Annotated in this window: 13 protein-coding genes; 10 read left to right on the forward strand and 3 right to left on the reverse strand. The window is 70.6% G+C overall.

Features of this window, described 5'->3' with window-relative positions:
• Positions 1–85 precede the first annotated feature (85 nt).
• Positions 86–565 carry a hypothetical protein gene (locus AB0C38_RS34925; RefSeq protein ID WP_360681768.1) on the reverse strand — a complete coding sequence of 160 codons (480 nt, stop codon included), beginning with the start codon at positions 563–565 and terminating at the stop codon, positions 86–88.
• 63 nt (positions 566–628) lie between these two features.
• On the opposite strand from AB0C38_RS34925, the gene AB0C38_RS34930 reads away from it, so the two are divergent.
• The 3 genes from AB0C38_RS34930 to AB0C38_RS34940 all read left to right on the forward strand — a co-directional run bounded on the left by AB0C38_RS34930 (position 629) and on the right by AB0C38_RS34940 (position 4,146).
• Positions 629–1,870, forward strand: a complete 1,242-nt coding sequence (locus AB0C38_RS34930; protein ID WP_360681770.1) for an aminotransferase class I/II-fold pyridoxal phosphate-dependent enzyme — start codon at positions 629–631, stop codon at positions 1,868–1,870.
• A gap of 133 nt (positions 1,871–2,003) precedes the next feature.
• Positions 2,004–2,972: a ferritin-like domain-containing protein gene (locus tag AB0C38_RS34935; RefSeq protein WP_360681772.1), complete on the forward strand. Its 969-nt coding sequence runs from the start codon at positions 2,004–2,006 to the stop codon at positions 2,970–2,972.
• 67 nt (positions 2,973–3,039) lie between these two features.
• Positions 3,040–4,146, forward strand: a complete 1,107-nt coding sequence (locus AB0C38_RS34940; protein WP_360681774.1) for an FAD-dependent monooxygenase — start codon at positions 3,040–3,042, stop codon at positions 4,144–4,146.
• Here the strand turns inward: AB0C38_RS34940 and AB0C38_RS34945 are convergent.
• Positions 4,136–5,179 carry a LacI family DNA-binding transcriptional regulator gene (locus tag AB0C38_RS34945; protein ID WP_360681775.1) on the reverse strand — a complete coding sequence of 348 codons (1,044 nt, stop codon included), beginning with the start codon at positions 5,177–5,179 and terminating at the stop codon, positions 4,136–4,138. The two genes, AB0C38_RS34940 and AB0C38_RS34945, sit on opposite strands and share 11 nt — an antisense overlap.
• Before the next feature lie 221 nt (positions 5,180–5,400).
• On the opposite strand from AB0C38_RS34945, the gene AB0C38_RS34950 reads away from it, so the two are divergent.
• From AB0C38_RS34950 to AB0C38_RS34965, 4 genes are read left to right on the forward strand one after another with little or no spacing between them, the layout of a single operon-like run.
• Positions 5,401–6,687: an extracellular solute-binding protein gene (locus AB0C38_RS34950; protein ID WP_360681777.1), complete on the forward strand. Its 1,287-nt coding sequence runs from the start codon at positions 5,401–5,403 to the stop codon at positions 6,685–6,687.
• The gene (locus AB0C38_RS34955; protein ID WP_360681779.1) at positions 6,687–7,619 is read left to right on the forward strand and encodes a sugar ABC transporter permease; all 933 of its coding nucleotides are present in this window, start codon (positions 6,687–6,689) and stop codon (positions 7,617–7,619) included. Before AB0C38_RS34950 ends, AB0C38_RS34955 begins: the two co-directional genes overlap by 1 nt.
• A 9-nt stretch (positions 7,620–7,628) precedes the next feature.
• Positions 7,629–8,513 (forward strand): carbohydrate ABC transporter permease, encoded by an 885-nt coding sequence (locus AB0C38_RS34960; protein ID WP_360681781.1) that lies wholly within the window; start codon positions 7,629–7,631, stop codon positions 8,511–8,513.
• Between the two features lie 17 nt (positions 8,514–8,530).
• Positions 8,531–9,907 (forward strand): GH1 family beta-glucosidase, encoded by a 1,377-nt coding sequence (locus AB0C38_RS34965; RefSeq protein WP_360681783.1) that lies wholly within the window; start codon positions 8,531–8,533, stop codon positions 9,905–9,907.
• Positions 9,908–9,968: 61 nt separating this feature from the next.
• Here AB0C38_RS34965 and AB0C38_RS34970 read toward each other — a convergent pair whose 3' ends face one another.
• Positions 9,969–11,765, reverse strand: a complete 1,797-nt coding sequence (locus tag AB0C38_RS34970) for a long-chain fatty acid--CoA ligase (protein WP_360681785.1) — start codon at positions 11,763–11,765, stop codon at positions 9,969–9,971.
• A 127-nt stretch (positions 11,766–11,892) separates the two neighbouring features.
• Here AB0C38_RS34970 and AB0C38_RS34975 point away from each other — a divergent pair, with 127 nt between their 5' ends.
• From AB0C38_RS34975 to AB0C38_RS34985, 3 genes are read left to right on the forward strand one after another with little or no spacing between them, the layout of a single operon-like run.
• A complete protein-coding gene (locus tag AB0C38_RS34975; protein ID WP_360681786.1) occupies positions 11,893–12,300 on the forward strand; it encodes a polyketide cyclase / dehydrase and lipid transport in 408 nt (135 codons plus the stop codon).
• A 10-nt stretch (positions 12,301–12,310) separates the two neighbouring features.
• Positions 12,311–13,105 (forward strand): metallophosphoesterase, encoded by a 795-nt coding sequence (locus AB0C38_RS34980; RefSeq protein ID WP_360681787.1) that lies wholly within the window; start codon positions 12,311–12,313, stop codon positions 13,103–13,105.
• 27 nt (positions 13,106–13,132) lie between these two features.
• Complete coding sequence (locus tag AB0C38_RS34985; RefSeq protein ID WP_086678751.1) at positions 13,133–13,567, forward strand: SRPBCC family protein; 435 nt, start codon at positions 13,133–13,135, stop codon at positions 13,565–13,567.
• Position 13,568: the final 1 nt, after the last annotated feature.

A 13,568-nucleotide genomic window follows, 5' to 3' on the forward strand; every position in this document is an offset into this window, starting at 1 on the left:
TGAGCATCCGCGTCGAGAAAACCCGAGGCCGGCCACCGCAGCGGGACCACCAGACTCTGCCGGCCGGGCGTCCGGCACGGAGTCCTCAGCCGTCCCAGACCGCCGCACCCTGGCGAAGCACCTCGACACCCGACTCCGACGCGACCGGCCAAAGCTCCACCACGTACCGGTAGTGCTCCCCGTACTCGTGGTCGTTCCAGTCGGTCGGCGGCGGCCCGGCCGGGACGTACGACACCCGCGCCCGGTAAAGCCCCGGCAGGACGCCCAAGAATTTTTCCTGCGATGGGTAGTCCGCGGGCCCGGAAATCACGATCTTCCCGCTGGGAACCGGAAGATCCGCTTCCACCACGTGCTCCGCGTCGGCCGCCAACGCCGGTGCCGAAGGGTACGTCGCCACCGATGACTCCACCAGGTCCGAGCGGGCCGTGGCGATCGCGAGGCCGCCCGGCTCCACCCCGATCCGGTGAGATTCCACTGCCAGTGCGGTCCACCCGCTGCCGTCCAGGCGGGCGCCGGAATCCCGGACCGTGAACTGCCGCTGGTCGGCGTGGACTACTAGCTGCACACCAACCACCCTAGCCAGGACCCGCCCCGAAATGGTATCGACGCCGGGTTTAGCGTTGAGGCCATGACCACTGCTTCCGTCGACGTCGACACGGCCCGCCGCGACTACGCGGCCCTCGTCGACCGCGGCCTCTCCCTCGACATCACCCGCGGCAAGCCCTCCCCGGCGCAGCTCGACCTCGCGAACGGCCTGCTGGACCTCCCCGGCGACGGCACCTTCAAGGCCGAGGACGGCACCGACGTCCGCAACTACGGCGGCCTCAAGGGCCTGCCGGAACTGCGCCGCATCTTCGCGGGCGCCCTGCAGGTCCCGGCCGGGCAGCTGCTCGCCGCGGGCAACTCCAGCCTCGAGCTGATGCACGACGCCGTCGTCCAGGCGCTGCTGTCCAAGCTCCCCGGTGCCGAGCGCCGCTGGGCCGACGAGCCGCGCCTGAAGTTCCTCGCCCCCGTCCCGGGCTACGACCGGCACTTCGCGCTCACCGAGCGCTTCGGCATCGAGCTCGTCCCGGTGCCGATGACCGACCAGGGCCCCGACATGGACGTCGTCGAGCGGCTGGTCGCCGAGGACAGCGCCGTCAAGGGCATCTGGTGCGTGCCGAAGTACAGCAACCCCACCGGCGTCACGTTCAGTGACGACGTCGTCAAGCGGCTCGCCACCATGACCACCGCGGCGCCCGACTTCCGGATCTTCTGGGACAACGCCTACGCCGTGCACCACCTGACCGACGACGAGCCGGCCCTGGCCGACGTCCTCGCCCTGGCCACCGAGGCCGGCCACGCCGACCGCGTGTTCGTCTTCGGCTCGACCTCCAAGATCACCTACGCCGGTGCCGGCGTCGGCTTCTTCGGCGCGTCCGAGGCCAACCTCGCCTGGTGGGTCGGCAACATCGGCAAGCGCACCATCGGCTCCGACAAGGTCAACCAGCTGCGCCACGCCCACTTCCTGAAGGACGAGGACGGCGTCCGCGCGCACATGCGCAAGCACGCCGAGATCATCGGCCCGAAGTTCGCGGCCGTCGACCGCATCCTCACCGAGGAGCTGAGCGACCTCGCCTCCTGGACCAAGCCGACCGGCGGGTACTTCGTGTCGCTGACCGTGCCCGAGGGCACCGCGAAGGAGGTCGTGCGGCTGGCGAAGGAGGCCGGTGTCGCGCTGACTCCCGCCGGGGCGACCCACCCGCACGGCGACGACCCGGCCGACGCGGTGATCCGCATCGCGCCGACGTTCCCGGTGCTCGCCGACGTCGAGGAGGCCGTCCGCGCGCTCGCCGTGTGCGTCCGGCTCGCCGCGGCCGAACAGGCGTGACCTGCGCGGCGTCCTGACCTGCGGAAACGAAAACAGCAAGAACTTTTTCCCGATTTGACCGAGCCGGGGGCCGTCCGGGTACGTATGACCGGTGGGTGAGGTGGACGAACTCGTCACGAGAGGACGTCCCCCGGTGTTCGGAAAACGCTACACACAGCAGCTCGTCGAGCGCAGCGCGGAGAACGCGACCGACCGCCGCCGCTTCCTCAAGGCTGCGGGAGCGGCGGGGCTCGGCGTCGCGGGTGCCGGCGCGCTCGGTACCGCGCTCTCGCTGGGCCTCGGCTCGGCGGGCGCGACTTCGCAGTACCCGGAACAGAACGCGCAGGACGCCGCCGCCAGCGACGCCGCGGTGCTGAACTTCGCGCTCAACCTGGAGTACCTCGAGGCGAACCTGTACTTGTTCGCCGTCTACGGCTACGGGCTGAACGAGAAGTACGTCAACGGCGTCGGCAACCTCGGCAAGGTCTCCGGCGGCCACGCCGTGAAGTTCAAGAGCGAGCACACCAAGCAGATCGTCCAGGAGATCGCCGGCGACGAGGTCGCCCACGTCACCTTCCTGCGCAAGGCGCTCGACAAAGCCGCCGTCGCGCAGCCGGAGATCGACTTCCAGAACAGCTTCACCGCCGCGATGCAGGCCGCGGGCGTCATCAAGGAAGGCCAGACCTTCGACCCGTTCGCCAGCGAGAACAACTTCCTGCTCGCCGCGTTCCTGTTCGAAGACGTCGGCGTGTCGGCCTACAAGGGCGCGGCGCCGCTGGTGAACAACAAGACGTTCCTCGACGCGGCGGCGGGCATCCTCGCGGTCGAGGCCTACCACGCGGGCATCGTGCGCGGGCAGCTGTTCGAACGCGGCCTCGGCGACGTCACGAACAAGATCTCCGACGCCCGCGACAGCCTCGACGGCAAGGCCGACGACGACGAAGGCGTGCTGAAGGACGGCAAGGCGAACCTCGTCCCGGCGGACGCGAACGGCATCGCGTTCGGCCGCTCGGCCGACCGCGTCCTCAACATCGCGTACCTCAACCCGGACAAGGTCTCCTCGGGCGGCTTCTACCCGCGCGGCCTCAACGGCGACATCGCCACCAGTGGCGCGAAGGAGTGAGCCCCGCGTGCCGCCGTCACGGTAACGTCGTGAGCGGCGGCACGCGGAGTTCACGGGGGGATGCGGAGTGCGAGTACTGGTCGCGGGTGGCGGGATTTCCGGCACGGTCACGGCGATGGCGCTGAAGCTGGCGGGACACGACCCGGTGGTTTTCGAGGCCTACCCGGCCGGTGGGGACGACATCGGCGCGTTCCTCACGATCATGCACAACGGCATGGACGCCCTGCGTGCGATCGGCGCCGACCGGCCGGTGATCGACAGTTCGTTCGCCGCCCACGGCGTCGAGCTGGTCCTCCCGACCGGGGAGATCGCCGGACGCCGTGAGTTCGGCACCGAAGGCCCGGACGGGCCACGCACGATGACCCGAGCGGCGCTCTACCGCGTCCTGCAAGCCGAATCCGCGCGCCGGGGCGTCCCGATCGAACGCGGCAAGCGCTTGGTCGGCGCGAAGCCGGACGGTACCGGCGTTGCCGTCGAATTCGCCGATGGCACCGCCGAAACGGGTGACGTGGTGGTCGGCGCGGACGGGTTGCACTCGGTGGTCCGGAAGCTGATCGACCCGGACGCCGACGCACCGCGATACACCGGCCAGACCATCGTCTGGGGGTACACACGTGCGCCGGGGCTGCCGTCGGCAGCCGGGATCTACCGCATGGTCCGCGGGAGCAAAGCGGCCTTCGGGTTCACGACAGCCCCGGACGGCGCGACGTTCTGGTTCGCCCGCATCCCCGACGCCGAGCGCTCCCGCGAGGCGATCGCGGCCGTGACCCCCGAGGGGTGGCGCGAGTTCGCGCACGCGGCGTTCGCCGGGGAACCGTTGCCCTGCGCGGACATCATCGCCGCCACCGGCGACGAGGTGTTCGGAGGCCACTCCTACGACGTCCCGCGGACGCGAATCTGGTCGACGCCGGAAATGGTGCTCGCCGGCGACGCGGCGCACGCCGCGGCCCCGGCCGACGCGCAGGGTGCGTCGATGGCGATCGAAGACAGCGTCGTCCTCGCGCAGTGCCTGCGCGACCTGCCGGACCCGGCATCGGCGTTCGCGGCGTATGAAGGACTTCGGCGCGAGCGCGTCGAGAAGCTGGTCGCGTCGAGTTCGGGCCAGGACGTCGGCGAAAAGCCGGGCTGGGTCTACGCGCACCACATCGACTGGGACGCGAAGATCACCGCGTAGCGCCGCACGAGTCGCGGACGACGAGTTTCGTCGGCAGGCGCACGGGTTCCGGGGCCCCGGAGTTGTCGATCATGGCCAGCAGCGCGCCCGCCGCCGCGGTGCCGAAGCCCGGCTTGTCCTGGGCCACCGTCGTCAGCGCCGGGTCGACCAGGGACGCCACCTCGATGTCGTCGAAGCCGACGACGGCCAGGTCCGCCGGCACCCGCAGGCCGGCCGCGCGGGCCGCCAGCAGGGCGCCGACCGCCATCTCGTCGCTGGCCGCGAACACCGCCGTCGGCGGGTCCTTGCGGGCCAGCAGCCGCCGCATCCCGACGAACCCGCTCTCGCGGTAGAAGTCGCCGGTGACCACGAAGTCCTCGCGCACCGGCAGCCCCGCCTCGGCCAGCCCACGCAGGTAGCCCTCGGTGCGGGCGGCGGCGGGCGCGTTGCCGCGGGGGCCGGTGATCGTCGCGATCCGGTCGTGCCCGAGCGTGGCCAGGTGCCGGATGGCTTCCGCCGCACCCGCGGCGTTGTCCGAGGTCACGTAGGTCGCCCGCGGGCCGGCCAGGGCCACGTCCAGCGCGACGCACGGCAGCCCGGACTGGGCGAACGCGGTGAACGCCTCGGCGTCGGTCCCGCTGTCGATCAGGACCAGCCCGGCCAGGTGGTGGCGCCGGGTCATGCTCACGTAGCCGATCGGGTCGGCCAGTGACACACCCGGGTTGCGGTCGCGGGCGTCGTCGCTCGTGGCGAGCATCAGCAGGTGGTAGCCGTGCGAGCTGAGCGCGGACTTGAGGCCCAGCAACAGGTCCTGCAGGAACGGGTGCCGCCAGCCGGGCCGCCGGTGGTCGGTGTCCCAGACCAGCCCGACCATCGCCGAGCGTTGCCGCGACAGTGCGCGCGCCGACTCGTTCGGCGAGAAGTCGAGCTCCCGGGCGACGCGCTCGACGTGCTCGCGCGTCGTCGTGCTGACCGTGGCGGGGCGGTTGAACACCCGCGACACGGTCGCGACCGAAACCCCGCAGAGCTGGGCGATCTCGCGGGCGGTGACCATTCGGACCTCCTGTGCTGCTTTTCGGGGTTCGGGTGGCGGAGCCCCCGACTCGAGGCGAAGCCTCGAATGTCACAGCTGTAACCGGTTACATTCCTAGCACATGATCTCTGACTGGGTAAATGCCGTGTCGCGTTATCACTTCGTTACTTGACGAAGACCCACTGGGAGCGCTCTCATAGGTCCCGCGTTTTCCGAACGGCCCGCAGAACAACGGAGATCTCATGCGCCCGAAAACGACAACCCGCCGGATCCTCCTGATCGCCGGCGCGGTGTGCGCCGGCCTGGTGGCCGTCACCGCGTTGAGCGCCTGCGGGAGCAGCGACGCCGGCGCCGGCGGCAAGATCAAGCTGAGCCTCGGCCTGTTCGGCAACTTCGGCTACACCGACCTGATCAAGGAGTACCAGGCGGCGCACCCGGACATCGAGATCACCGAGCGCACCGCGGCCTACTCCGACCACCACAAGAACCTCGCCGCGCACCTGGCCACCGGCGGCGGTGCCGCGGACATCGAGGCGATCGACACCGGGTACGTCGCCCAGTTCAAGGCGACGCCGGACAAGTTCGTCGACCTCAACACCGTCGGCGGCGACAAGCTCAAGGACCGCTGGCTGGGCTGGAAGTGGTCGGCGTCGCTGGCCAAGGGCGGCCAGCAGATCGGCTACGGCACCGACGTCGGCGGCCTGGCCATCTGCTACCGCCGCGACCTGCTCGAACAGGCCGGGCTGCCGACCGACCGCGAGGCCGTCTCCGCGCTCTGGCCGACCTGGCAGGCGTTCTTCGACGCGGGCAAGCGCTTCCAGGTCAAGGCGCCGGGCGGCGTCAAATGGATGGACGGCGGCCCGACCGTGCTCAACGCGATCTTCGGCCAGGCGCCGGTAGGCTACTACGACCAGAGCGACCAGCTCGTCGTCGACAGCAACCCGGCGCTGCGCACCGGCTGGGACCAGGTCGTCGACGCCGTGAAGGCGAACCTCTCCGCCGGCCTGCTCTACAGCACGCCGACCTGGAACACCGGCTTCACGCAGGGCCAGTTCGCCACCGTCACCTGCCCGGCCTGGATGATGACCAAGATCAAGGACCAGGCGCCGGACACCTCCGGCAAGTGGGACGTCGCGAGCGTGCCCGGTGGGGGCGGCAACTGGGGCGGCTCGTACCTGACCGTGCCCAAGCAGGGCAAGCACACCAAGGAAGCCGCCGACCTCGCCGCCTGGCTGACCGCGCCCGAGCAGCAGGCGAAGGTCTTCACCAGCGAGGGCCTGCTGCCCTCGACGCCGTCGCTCTACACCGACCCGAAGATCACCGCCTACACCAACCCGTTCTTCAACAACGCACCCGTCGGGAAGCTCTTCACCGACGCCGCCAAGAAGCTGAACCCGCAGTACCAGGGCCCGAAGGCCGGCGACGTGCAGACGGAGTTCGGCAACGCGATGCAGCGCGTCGAGCAGGGCAAGCAGGACGGCGCGGCGTCGTGGCAGCAGCTGGTCGGTGACGTCGCGAAGCTGAAGTGATGGCTTCGAAAACCTTGCTGAGCCCGGCCGACCGGCGGCACAAGTGGGACGTCAAGCTGTCGCCGTTCGGCTTCATCAGCCCGTACTTCCTGATCTTCGGCGTCTTCGGGCTGTTCCCGCTGCTGTACACGGCTTTCGTGTCGCTGCAGAAGCGCAACCTGCTCGACGCCGAGGGCGCGACGTTCATCGGGTTCGGCAACTACGAGCAGCTGCTGTTCCACGACCCGTACTTCTGGAACGCGATGGGGAACACGGTCAGCCTGTGGCTGCTGACCACGATCCCGCAGATCCTGTTCGCGCTCGGCGTCGCGCACCTGCTCAACCGCCGGCTGCGCGGGCGGACGCTGTTCCGGATGGGGATGATCCTGCCGAACATCACCTCGGTGGCAGCGGTGACGATCATCTTCGCGCAGCTGTTCGGCCGGGACTTCGGGCTGGTGAACTGGGCGCTGAGCTGGTTCGGCGGCGGGCACGTCGACTGGCAGGCCGGCACGGCCAGCTCGCACACCGCCATCGCGGCGATGGTGGTGTGGCGCTGGACCGGCTACCACGCGCTGATCTTCCTGGCGTCGATGCAGGCGATCCCGTCGAGCATGTACGAAGCCGCGACGCTCGACGGCGCTCGCGGGTGGCAGCAGTTCTGGCGGATCACCGTGCCCCTGCTGCGGCCGCAGATCATCTTCTCCACGGTGATCGCGACGACCGGGAACATGCGGCTGCTCGCCGAGCCGCTGCTGTTCAACCCCGGCACGGCCGCGGCCACCGGCGGCTCGGACCGGCAGTTCCAGACCGCCGCGCTCTACCTGTACGAGCAGGGCTTCACCAAGTACGACTTCGGCTACAGCTCGGCGATCGCGCTGATCCTGGCCGTCGTCACGATGCTCGTCGCGGGCCTGTCGTACCTGGTGACCCGGCGCATCCAAACGGACTGAGGAGCGGACATGACCACCGTGCTGACCCCGGTGCCCACCGCGGCGGCCCCGCCACCCGGCCGGACGCGGCGGTTCGTCCGGCGGGTGGCGAGCCCGTGGACCTATGCCGCGCTGATCGCGGTCCTGGCCGGCTCGGCGTTCCCCGTGTACTGGTCGTTCGTCGTGTCTTCGCAGACGTCGGAAGCGGTCGGCAGCGTCCCGCCGGTGCTCGTGCCCGGCGGGCACCTGTTCGAGAACATCGCCCGCGTCTTCGACGAGTCGGACTTCGCGCTGGCGCTCGGGAACTCGATCATCGTCGCGGGCACGATCACCGTGTCCGTGGTGCTGTTCTCGACGCTGGCCGGGTTCGCCTTCGCCAAGCTGCGCTTCCGCGGCCGGACCCTGCTGCTGCTCGTCGTGGTCGCCACCCAGGCGATCCCGACCGAGCTGGGGGTCGTGCCGCTCTACATGATGATGGCCGACTTCGGCTGGGCCGGGCAGCTGCAGGCGGTCATCGTGCCCGGCCTGGTCACCGCGTTCGGCGTGTTCTTCATGCGCCAGTACTTCGAGCGGGCGCTGCCGCTGGAGCTGCTGGAAGCCGGGCGGATGGACGGCTGCGGCTCGCTGCGGCTGTTCTGGCACGTCGCGCTGCCGGCCGCCCGCCCGGCCGCGGCGGTGCTCGGGCTGTTCACGTTCATGCAGGCGTGGAACGACTTCTTCTGGCCGCTGGTCGTGCTGGTGCCGGAGAACCCGACCGTCCAGACCGCACTGTCCACCCTGGCCAGTGGCTACACCACCGACTACACCCTCGTGCTCACCGCCGCCACCATCGGCACCGTCCCCGTCCTTCTCGTGTTCCTGCTGTTCGGCCGCCAGATCGTCGGCGGCATCATGCAGGGCGCGCTCAAGGGCTGACCCTCCCGGAGCTCACCGTGACCACCAGTTTCCCGCCCGGCTTCCGCTGGGGCGTCGCGACCTCGGCGTTCCAGATCGAGGGCGCCACGACAGCCGACGGCCGCGGACCGTCCATCTGGGACACCTTCGCGGCGGTGCCGGGCGCGATCGCCGGCGGCGACACCGGCGAGCCGGCGGCGGACCACTACCACCGCTGGCCCCGCGACATCGCCCTGCTCGCGGCGCTGGGCGTCGACTCCTACCGGTTCTCGGTCTCCTGGCCGCGGATCCAGCCGTCCGGCCGCGGCGACGTCTCGCCGGAGGGCATCGGCTTCTACCGGCGGCTCGTGGAAGCCCTGCGGGAGCAGGGGATCGAGCCGTTCCTCACGCTGTACCACTGGGACCTGCCGCAGGCCCTGGAGGACGACGGCGGCTGGCGTTCCCGCGATACGGCGTCGCGGTTCGCCGAGTACGCCGCGCTGGTGCACGCGGAGCTCGGCGACGTCGTCGACCACTGGACGACGCTGAACGAGCCGTACCCGTGCGCGGTCGCGGGGTACGGCGAAGGCCGGCACGCGCCGGGCGTGCGGGAGGGGCACGGCGCTCTCGCCGCCGCCCACCACCTGCTGCTCGGCCACGGCCTGGCGGTGCGGGCGATGCGGGCGCAGGCTCCGCCGCAGCACCAGTTCGGGATCGTGCTCAACCAGTCGCCGGCGGTGCCGGTGTCGGACTCGGCCGCGGACGCCGCGGCGGCGGCCCGCCAGGACACGCTGCTGCGGCGCCAGTTCACCGACCCGTTGTTCGGCGGCCGGTACGCACCGGGCCTGGTGCCGATGTTCGACGGCGTCTCGGACTTCTCGTTCCGGCACGACGGTGACCTGGAGACGATCGGCGCGTCCCTCGACTACCTGGGCGTGAACTACTACTACCGGATGCACGTCGCCGACGCCCCGCACCGCGAGCCGGACCCGGCCCGCCGCACGGTGGCCGACATCGGCGTGGACACTTCGCGCCTGCCGGACGTCCCGCGCACGGGCATGGGCTGGCCGGTGGAGCCCGAGGGCCTGACGGAGGCGTTGGTGGGCCTGCACAACCGCTACCCGGGGCTGCCGCCGCTGTACGTCACCGAGAACGGCTGCGTGTACCCGGACGTCCTCGACGAGCACGGCATGTTCGCCGACACGCAACGCATCGAGTTCCTGCGCGAGCACATCGAGGCGGCCCAGGCGTCGGCCGCGGCCGGCGTCGACCTGCGCGGGTACTTCTGCTGGTCCCTGCTCGACAACTTCGAGTGGGCCCACGGGTACAAGCACCGGTTCGGCCTGGTGCACGTGGACTACACGACCCAGCGCCGCACCCCGCGGGCGAGCTACCACTGGTACCGCGACCACATCGCCGCCCAGCGCACCCCGTAAAAGCCGTGAGGGGCACCTTCAGGGCTTCGAAGTCCCTGAAGGTGCCCCTCACGGCATCCGGCTACTTCTTGTACAGGCCTTCGATGTCGTTGGCGTAGTTCTTCGACACCACGTTGCGCTTCAGCTTCAGGCTCGGCGTGATCTCGCCGCCCTGCTCGGTGAAGTCGTTGGCCAGCACCGTGAACTTCTTGATCGCCTCGGCCTTCGACACCTGCTTGTTCGCCTGGTCGACCGCGGCCTGGATCTCGGCCAGCAGGTCGGGGTCGGCGGACAGCTCGGCCACCGAAGCGCCGGCGGGCTTGCCGTGCTGGGACTTCCAGGACGGGAAGTACTCCTCGTCCACCGTCACCAGCGCGGCGATGAACGGGCGCTGGTCGCCGACCACCATCGCCTGGCTGACCAGCGGGGCCGCCTTGATCGTGTCCTCGAGGCCGGACGGGGCGACGTTCTTGCCGCCCGCCGTGACGATGATCTCCTTCTTGCGGCCGGTGATCTTGAGGAAGCCGTCGGAGTCGAGCTCGCCCAGGTCGCCGGTGTGGAACCAGCCGTCGGTGAGCGACTCGGCCGTCGCCTGCGGGTTGTTGTAGTACGCCCGGAACACGACGTCACCCTTGAGCATGATCTCGCCGTCGTCGGCGATGCGGACCGACGTGCCGTTGACCGGCTTGCCGACCGTGCCGACGCGGAACGCCGTCTGGGTGTTGACGTTCGCCGCCGCGGACGTCTCGGTGAGGCCGTAGCCCTCGAACACCGGGACGCCGATGCCGCGGAAGAAGTGCGCCAGCCGGGCGCCGAGCGGCGCACCGCCGGACACCGCCGCGACGCAGCGGCCGCCGAGGGCCGCGCGCAGCTTGCCGTAGACGAGCTTGTCGAACACCAGGTGCTTGGCCTTCAGGCCGAACCCGGCGCCGCCCTTGTCCTGCGCCTCGCTGTAGGCGACCGCGACGGCCTCGGCGGCGTCGAAGATCTTGCCCTTGCCGTCGCCGTGGGCCTTCTGCTTGGCCGAGTTGTAGACCTTCTCGAACACGCGCGGCACCGCGACGACGAACGTCGGCCGGAACGTGCCCAGGTCGGCGACCAGGTTCTTGACGTCGGGCGTGTGCCCGAGGGTGACGCGGGCGGACAGCGCCGTCACGGCGATCGCGCGGGCCAGGACGTGCGCCAGCGGCAGGAACACCAGCAGCGAGTTGCCCTGCTCCATCAGCTGCGGGAACGCCTCGATGTCGGCCCGGATCTCGGCCAGCAGGTTCCGGTGGGTCAGCTCGACGCCCTTGGGGCGGCCGGTGGTGCCCGAGGTGTAGACGATCGTGGCGAGCTCGTCCGCGGTCACTTCGCGGCGGCGCTCGTGCAGCTCGTCGTCGGACAGCGAAGCGCCCATCGCGGCCAGTTCTTCGACGGCGGGGGAGCCGCCCTCGAACTGCCAGGTGTGGTCCAGCTCGGTGAGCCGGTCCCGGATCTCGTCGACGGCCGCGGCGTGGGCGTTCGTCTCGACGAACACACCCTTCGCGGCCGAGTCCGAAAGGATCCAGTGCACCTGTTCGGGGGACGAGGTGTCGTAGATCGGCACCGTGACCGCGCCCGCCGCCCAGATCGCGAAGTCGACCAGGGTCCACTCGTAGCGGGTCTTGGACATGATGGCGACGCGGTCGCCGCGGCCGATCCCGGCCTGGGCCATGCCCTTGGCCACGGCCAGCACCTGGCCGGCGAACTCCTGGGCGGTGACGTCCAGCCAGGTCCCGTCGACCTGGCGGCGGAAGCTCACCACGTCCGAGAACCGCTCGGCGTTCGCCCAGACGACATCGGACATGTTCTCGTCGTCGGCCACCGGCTTCCCGGCGGGAGCGCTGTATTCGCGCACGTGGACCTCCGTGTTCAACGCGTGCGGCAGGCGACACCGCTGTTACCCGCCAGTCAACTTAGCGTGGTGAGCACCTTAAGACCATGCTGATCGCCGTCGCACGGCGAGGGCGTGACATTCTTCGCACGTGAACGCGCCGCCCTCACTCGACATCGTCGACGAGACGTTCCTCGCCGTTCCGCCGGGCACCGTGGCCGCGGTCTTCGCCGAACCGGCGTCCTGGCGGCGCTACTGGCCCGACCTGGTCCTCGAGGTCTACACCGACCGGGGGGACAAGGGCCTGCGCTGGACCGTGCGGGGTGCGCTCGTCGGTACGATGGAGGTCTGGCTCGAGCCGGTGCTCGACGGCACCCTGCTGCACTACTTCCTGCGGGCGACCCCCGCCGACGCGGCCGGGACGCCCCGCGCGCTGGCGCCACGCGACCTGCGCCGGGAGTTCGACCGGCGGGCCCGCGCGGCGAAGGTGATCGCACTCGGGCTCAAGGAGATCCTGGAGGACGGGCGCGAGCCCGGCGTTCCTCCGCGCGAGAGCTAGGGGGACCAGGGTGCGGGTACACGTCGTCTCGGACGTGCACGGCAACGCCGACGCGCTGAAGCGGGCGGGGGACGGGGCCGACGCGCTGGTCGTGCTCGGCGACCTGCTGGACTTCGTCGACTACCGGGAGCACGAAAAGGGCATCATGGGCGCCCTGTTCGGCGCCGAGAAGGTGGCCGAGTTCGCCCGGCTGCGCCGCGAAGGCACCCGTGACGAAACCGTTGCCTACTCGCGGACGCTCTGGGCGAGCCTCGACGACCCCGCCGGCGCCGTCGACGAAGCCATCCGCACCCAGTACGCGGCGCTCTTCGCGGCGATGACCGCGCCCACCTACGCCACCCCCGGCAACGTCGACACCCCGGCGCTGTGGCCGGAGTTCGCCGGCGAGGGCATCCAGGTGCTCGACGGCGAGGTGGCCGAGATCGGCGGGCTGCGGTTCGGGTTCGTCGGCGGCGCGCTGCTGCCCGACGGAGTCGTCCCGCGCCGCCGCAAAGGGGCCGCCTGGCGCCCCTACCTGCGGGATCGCGAGGACTACGACCGCAGCGTGGCCGCGCTCACCGAGATCGACGTCCTCTGCACGCACGGCCCGCCGGCGCTGCCCGAGCTGACCTACGACATCGTCGCGCGCCGCAGCGAGATCGGCTCGACGGCGCTGCTGGACCTCATCCACGAGCAACGGCCGCGCTGGTCGGTGTTCGGGCACGTGCACCAGCCCCTGGCGCCGCGCGCCCGGATCGGCCTGACCGAGTGCCGTAACGTGGGTCACTTCAAGGAGACCGGGCAGCCCTACGTGCTGCGCTGGTGACCGACCGCGGCGGCTACGCTTCGTCCCATGGCCGAGCAGTCCACACAGTCCATCGAGGTCGACGCCGAGCCCAGCCGGGTGATGGCCGTGATCGCCGACTTCCCCGCGTACCCGGAATGGGCCAAGGCCGTCCGGCAGACCGAGGTCCTCGACACCGACGGTGACGGGCGGGCCAAGCAGGTCAAGCTCACCCTCGACGCGGGCCCGATCAAGGACGTCTACACCCTCGAGTACGACTGGGACGGCGACGGCCTCGGCGTCAGCTGGCACCTGGTCAAGGGCCAGATGCAGAAGGCGCAGAACGGCCGCTACGCGCTCGAGGACCTCGGCGGCCGCACCCGCGTCACGTACACGCTGTCGGTCGAGCTGGCGCTGCCGATGATCGGCCTGCTGCGCCGCAAGGCCGAGAAGATGGTCATGGACACCGCGCTCAAGGAGCTCAAGAAGCGGGCCGAGGGGTAAC

This window comes from Amycolatopsis sp. NPDC048633 (assembly GCF_040650695.1).
Lineage (GTDB): Bacteria > Actinomycetota > Actinomycetes > Mycobacteriales > Pseudonocardiaceae > Amycolatopsis.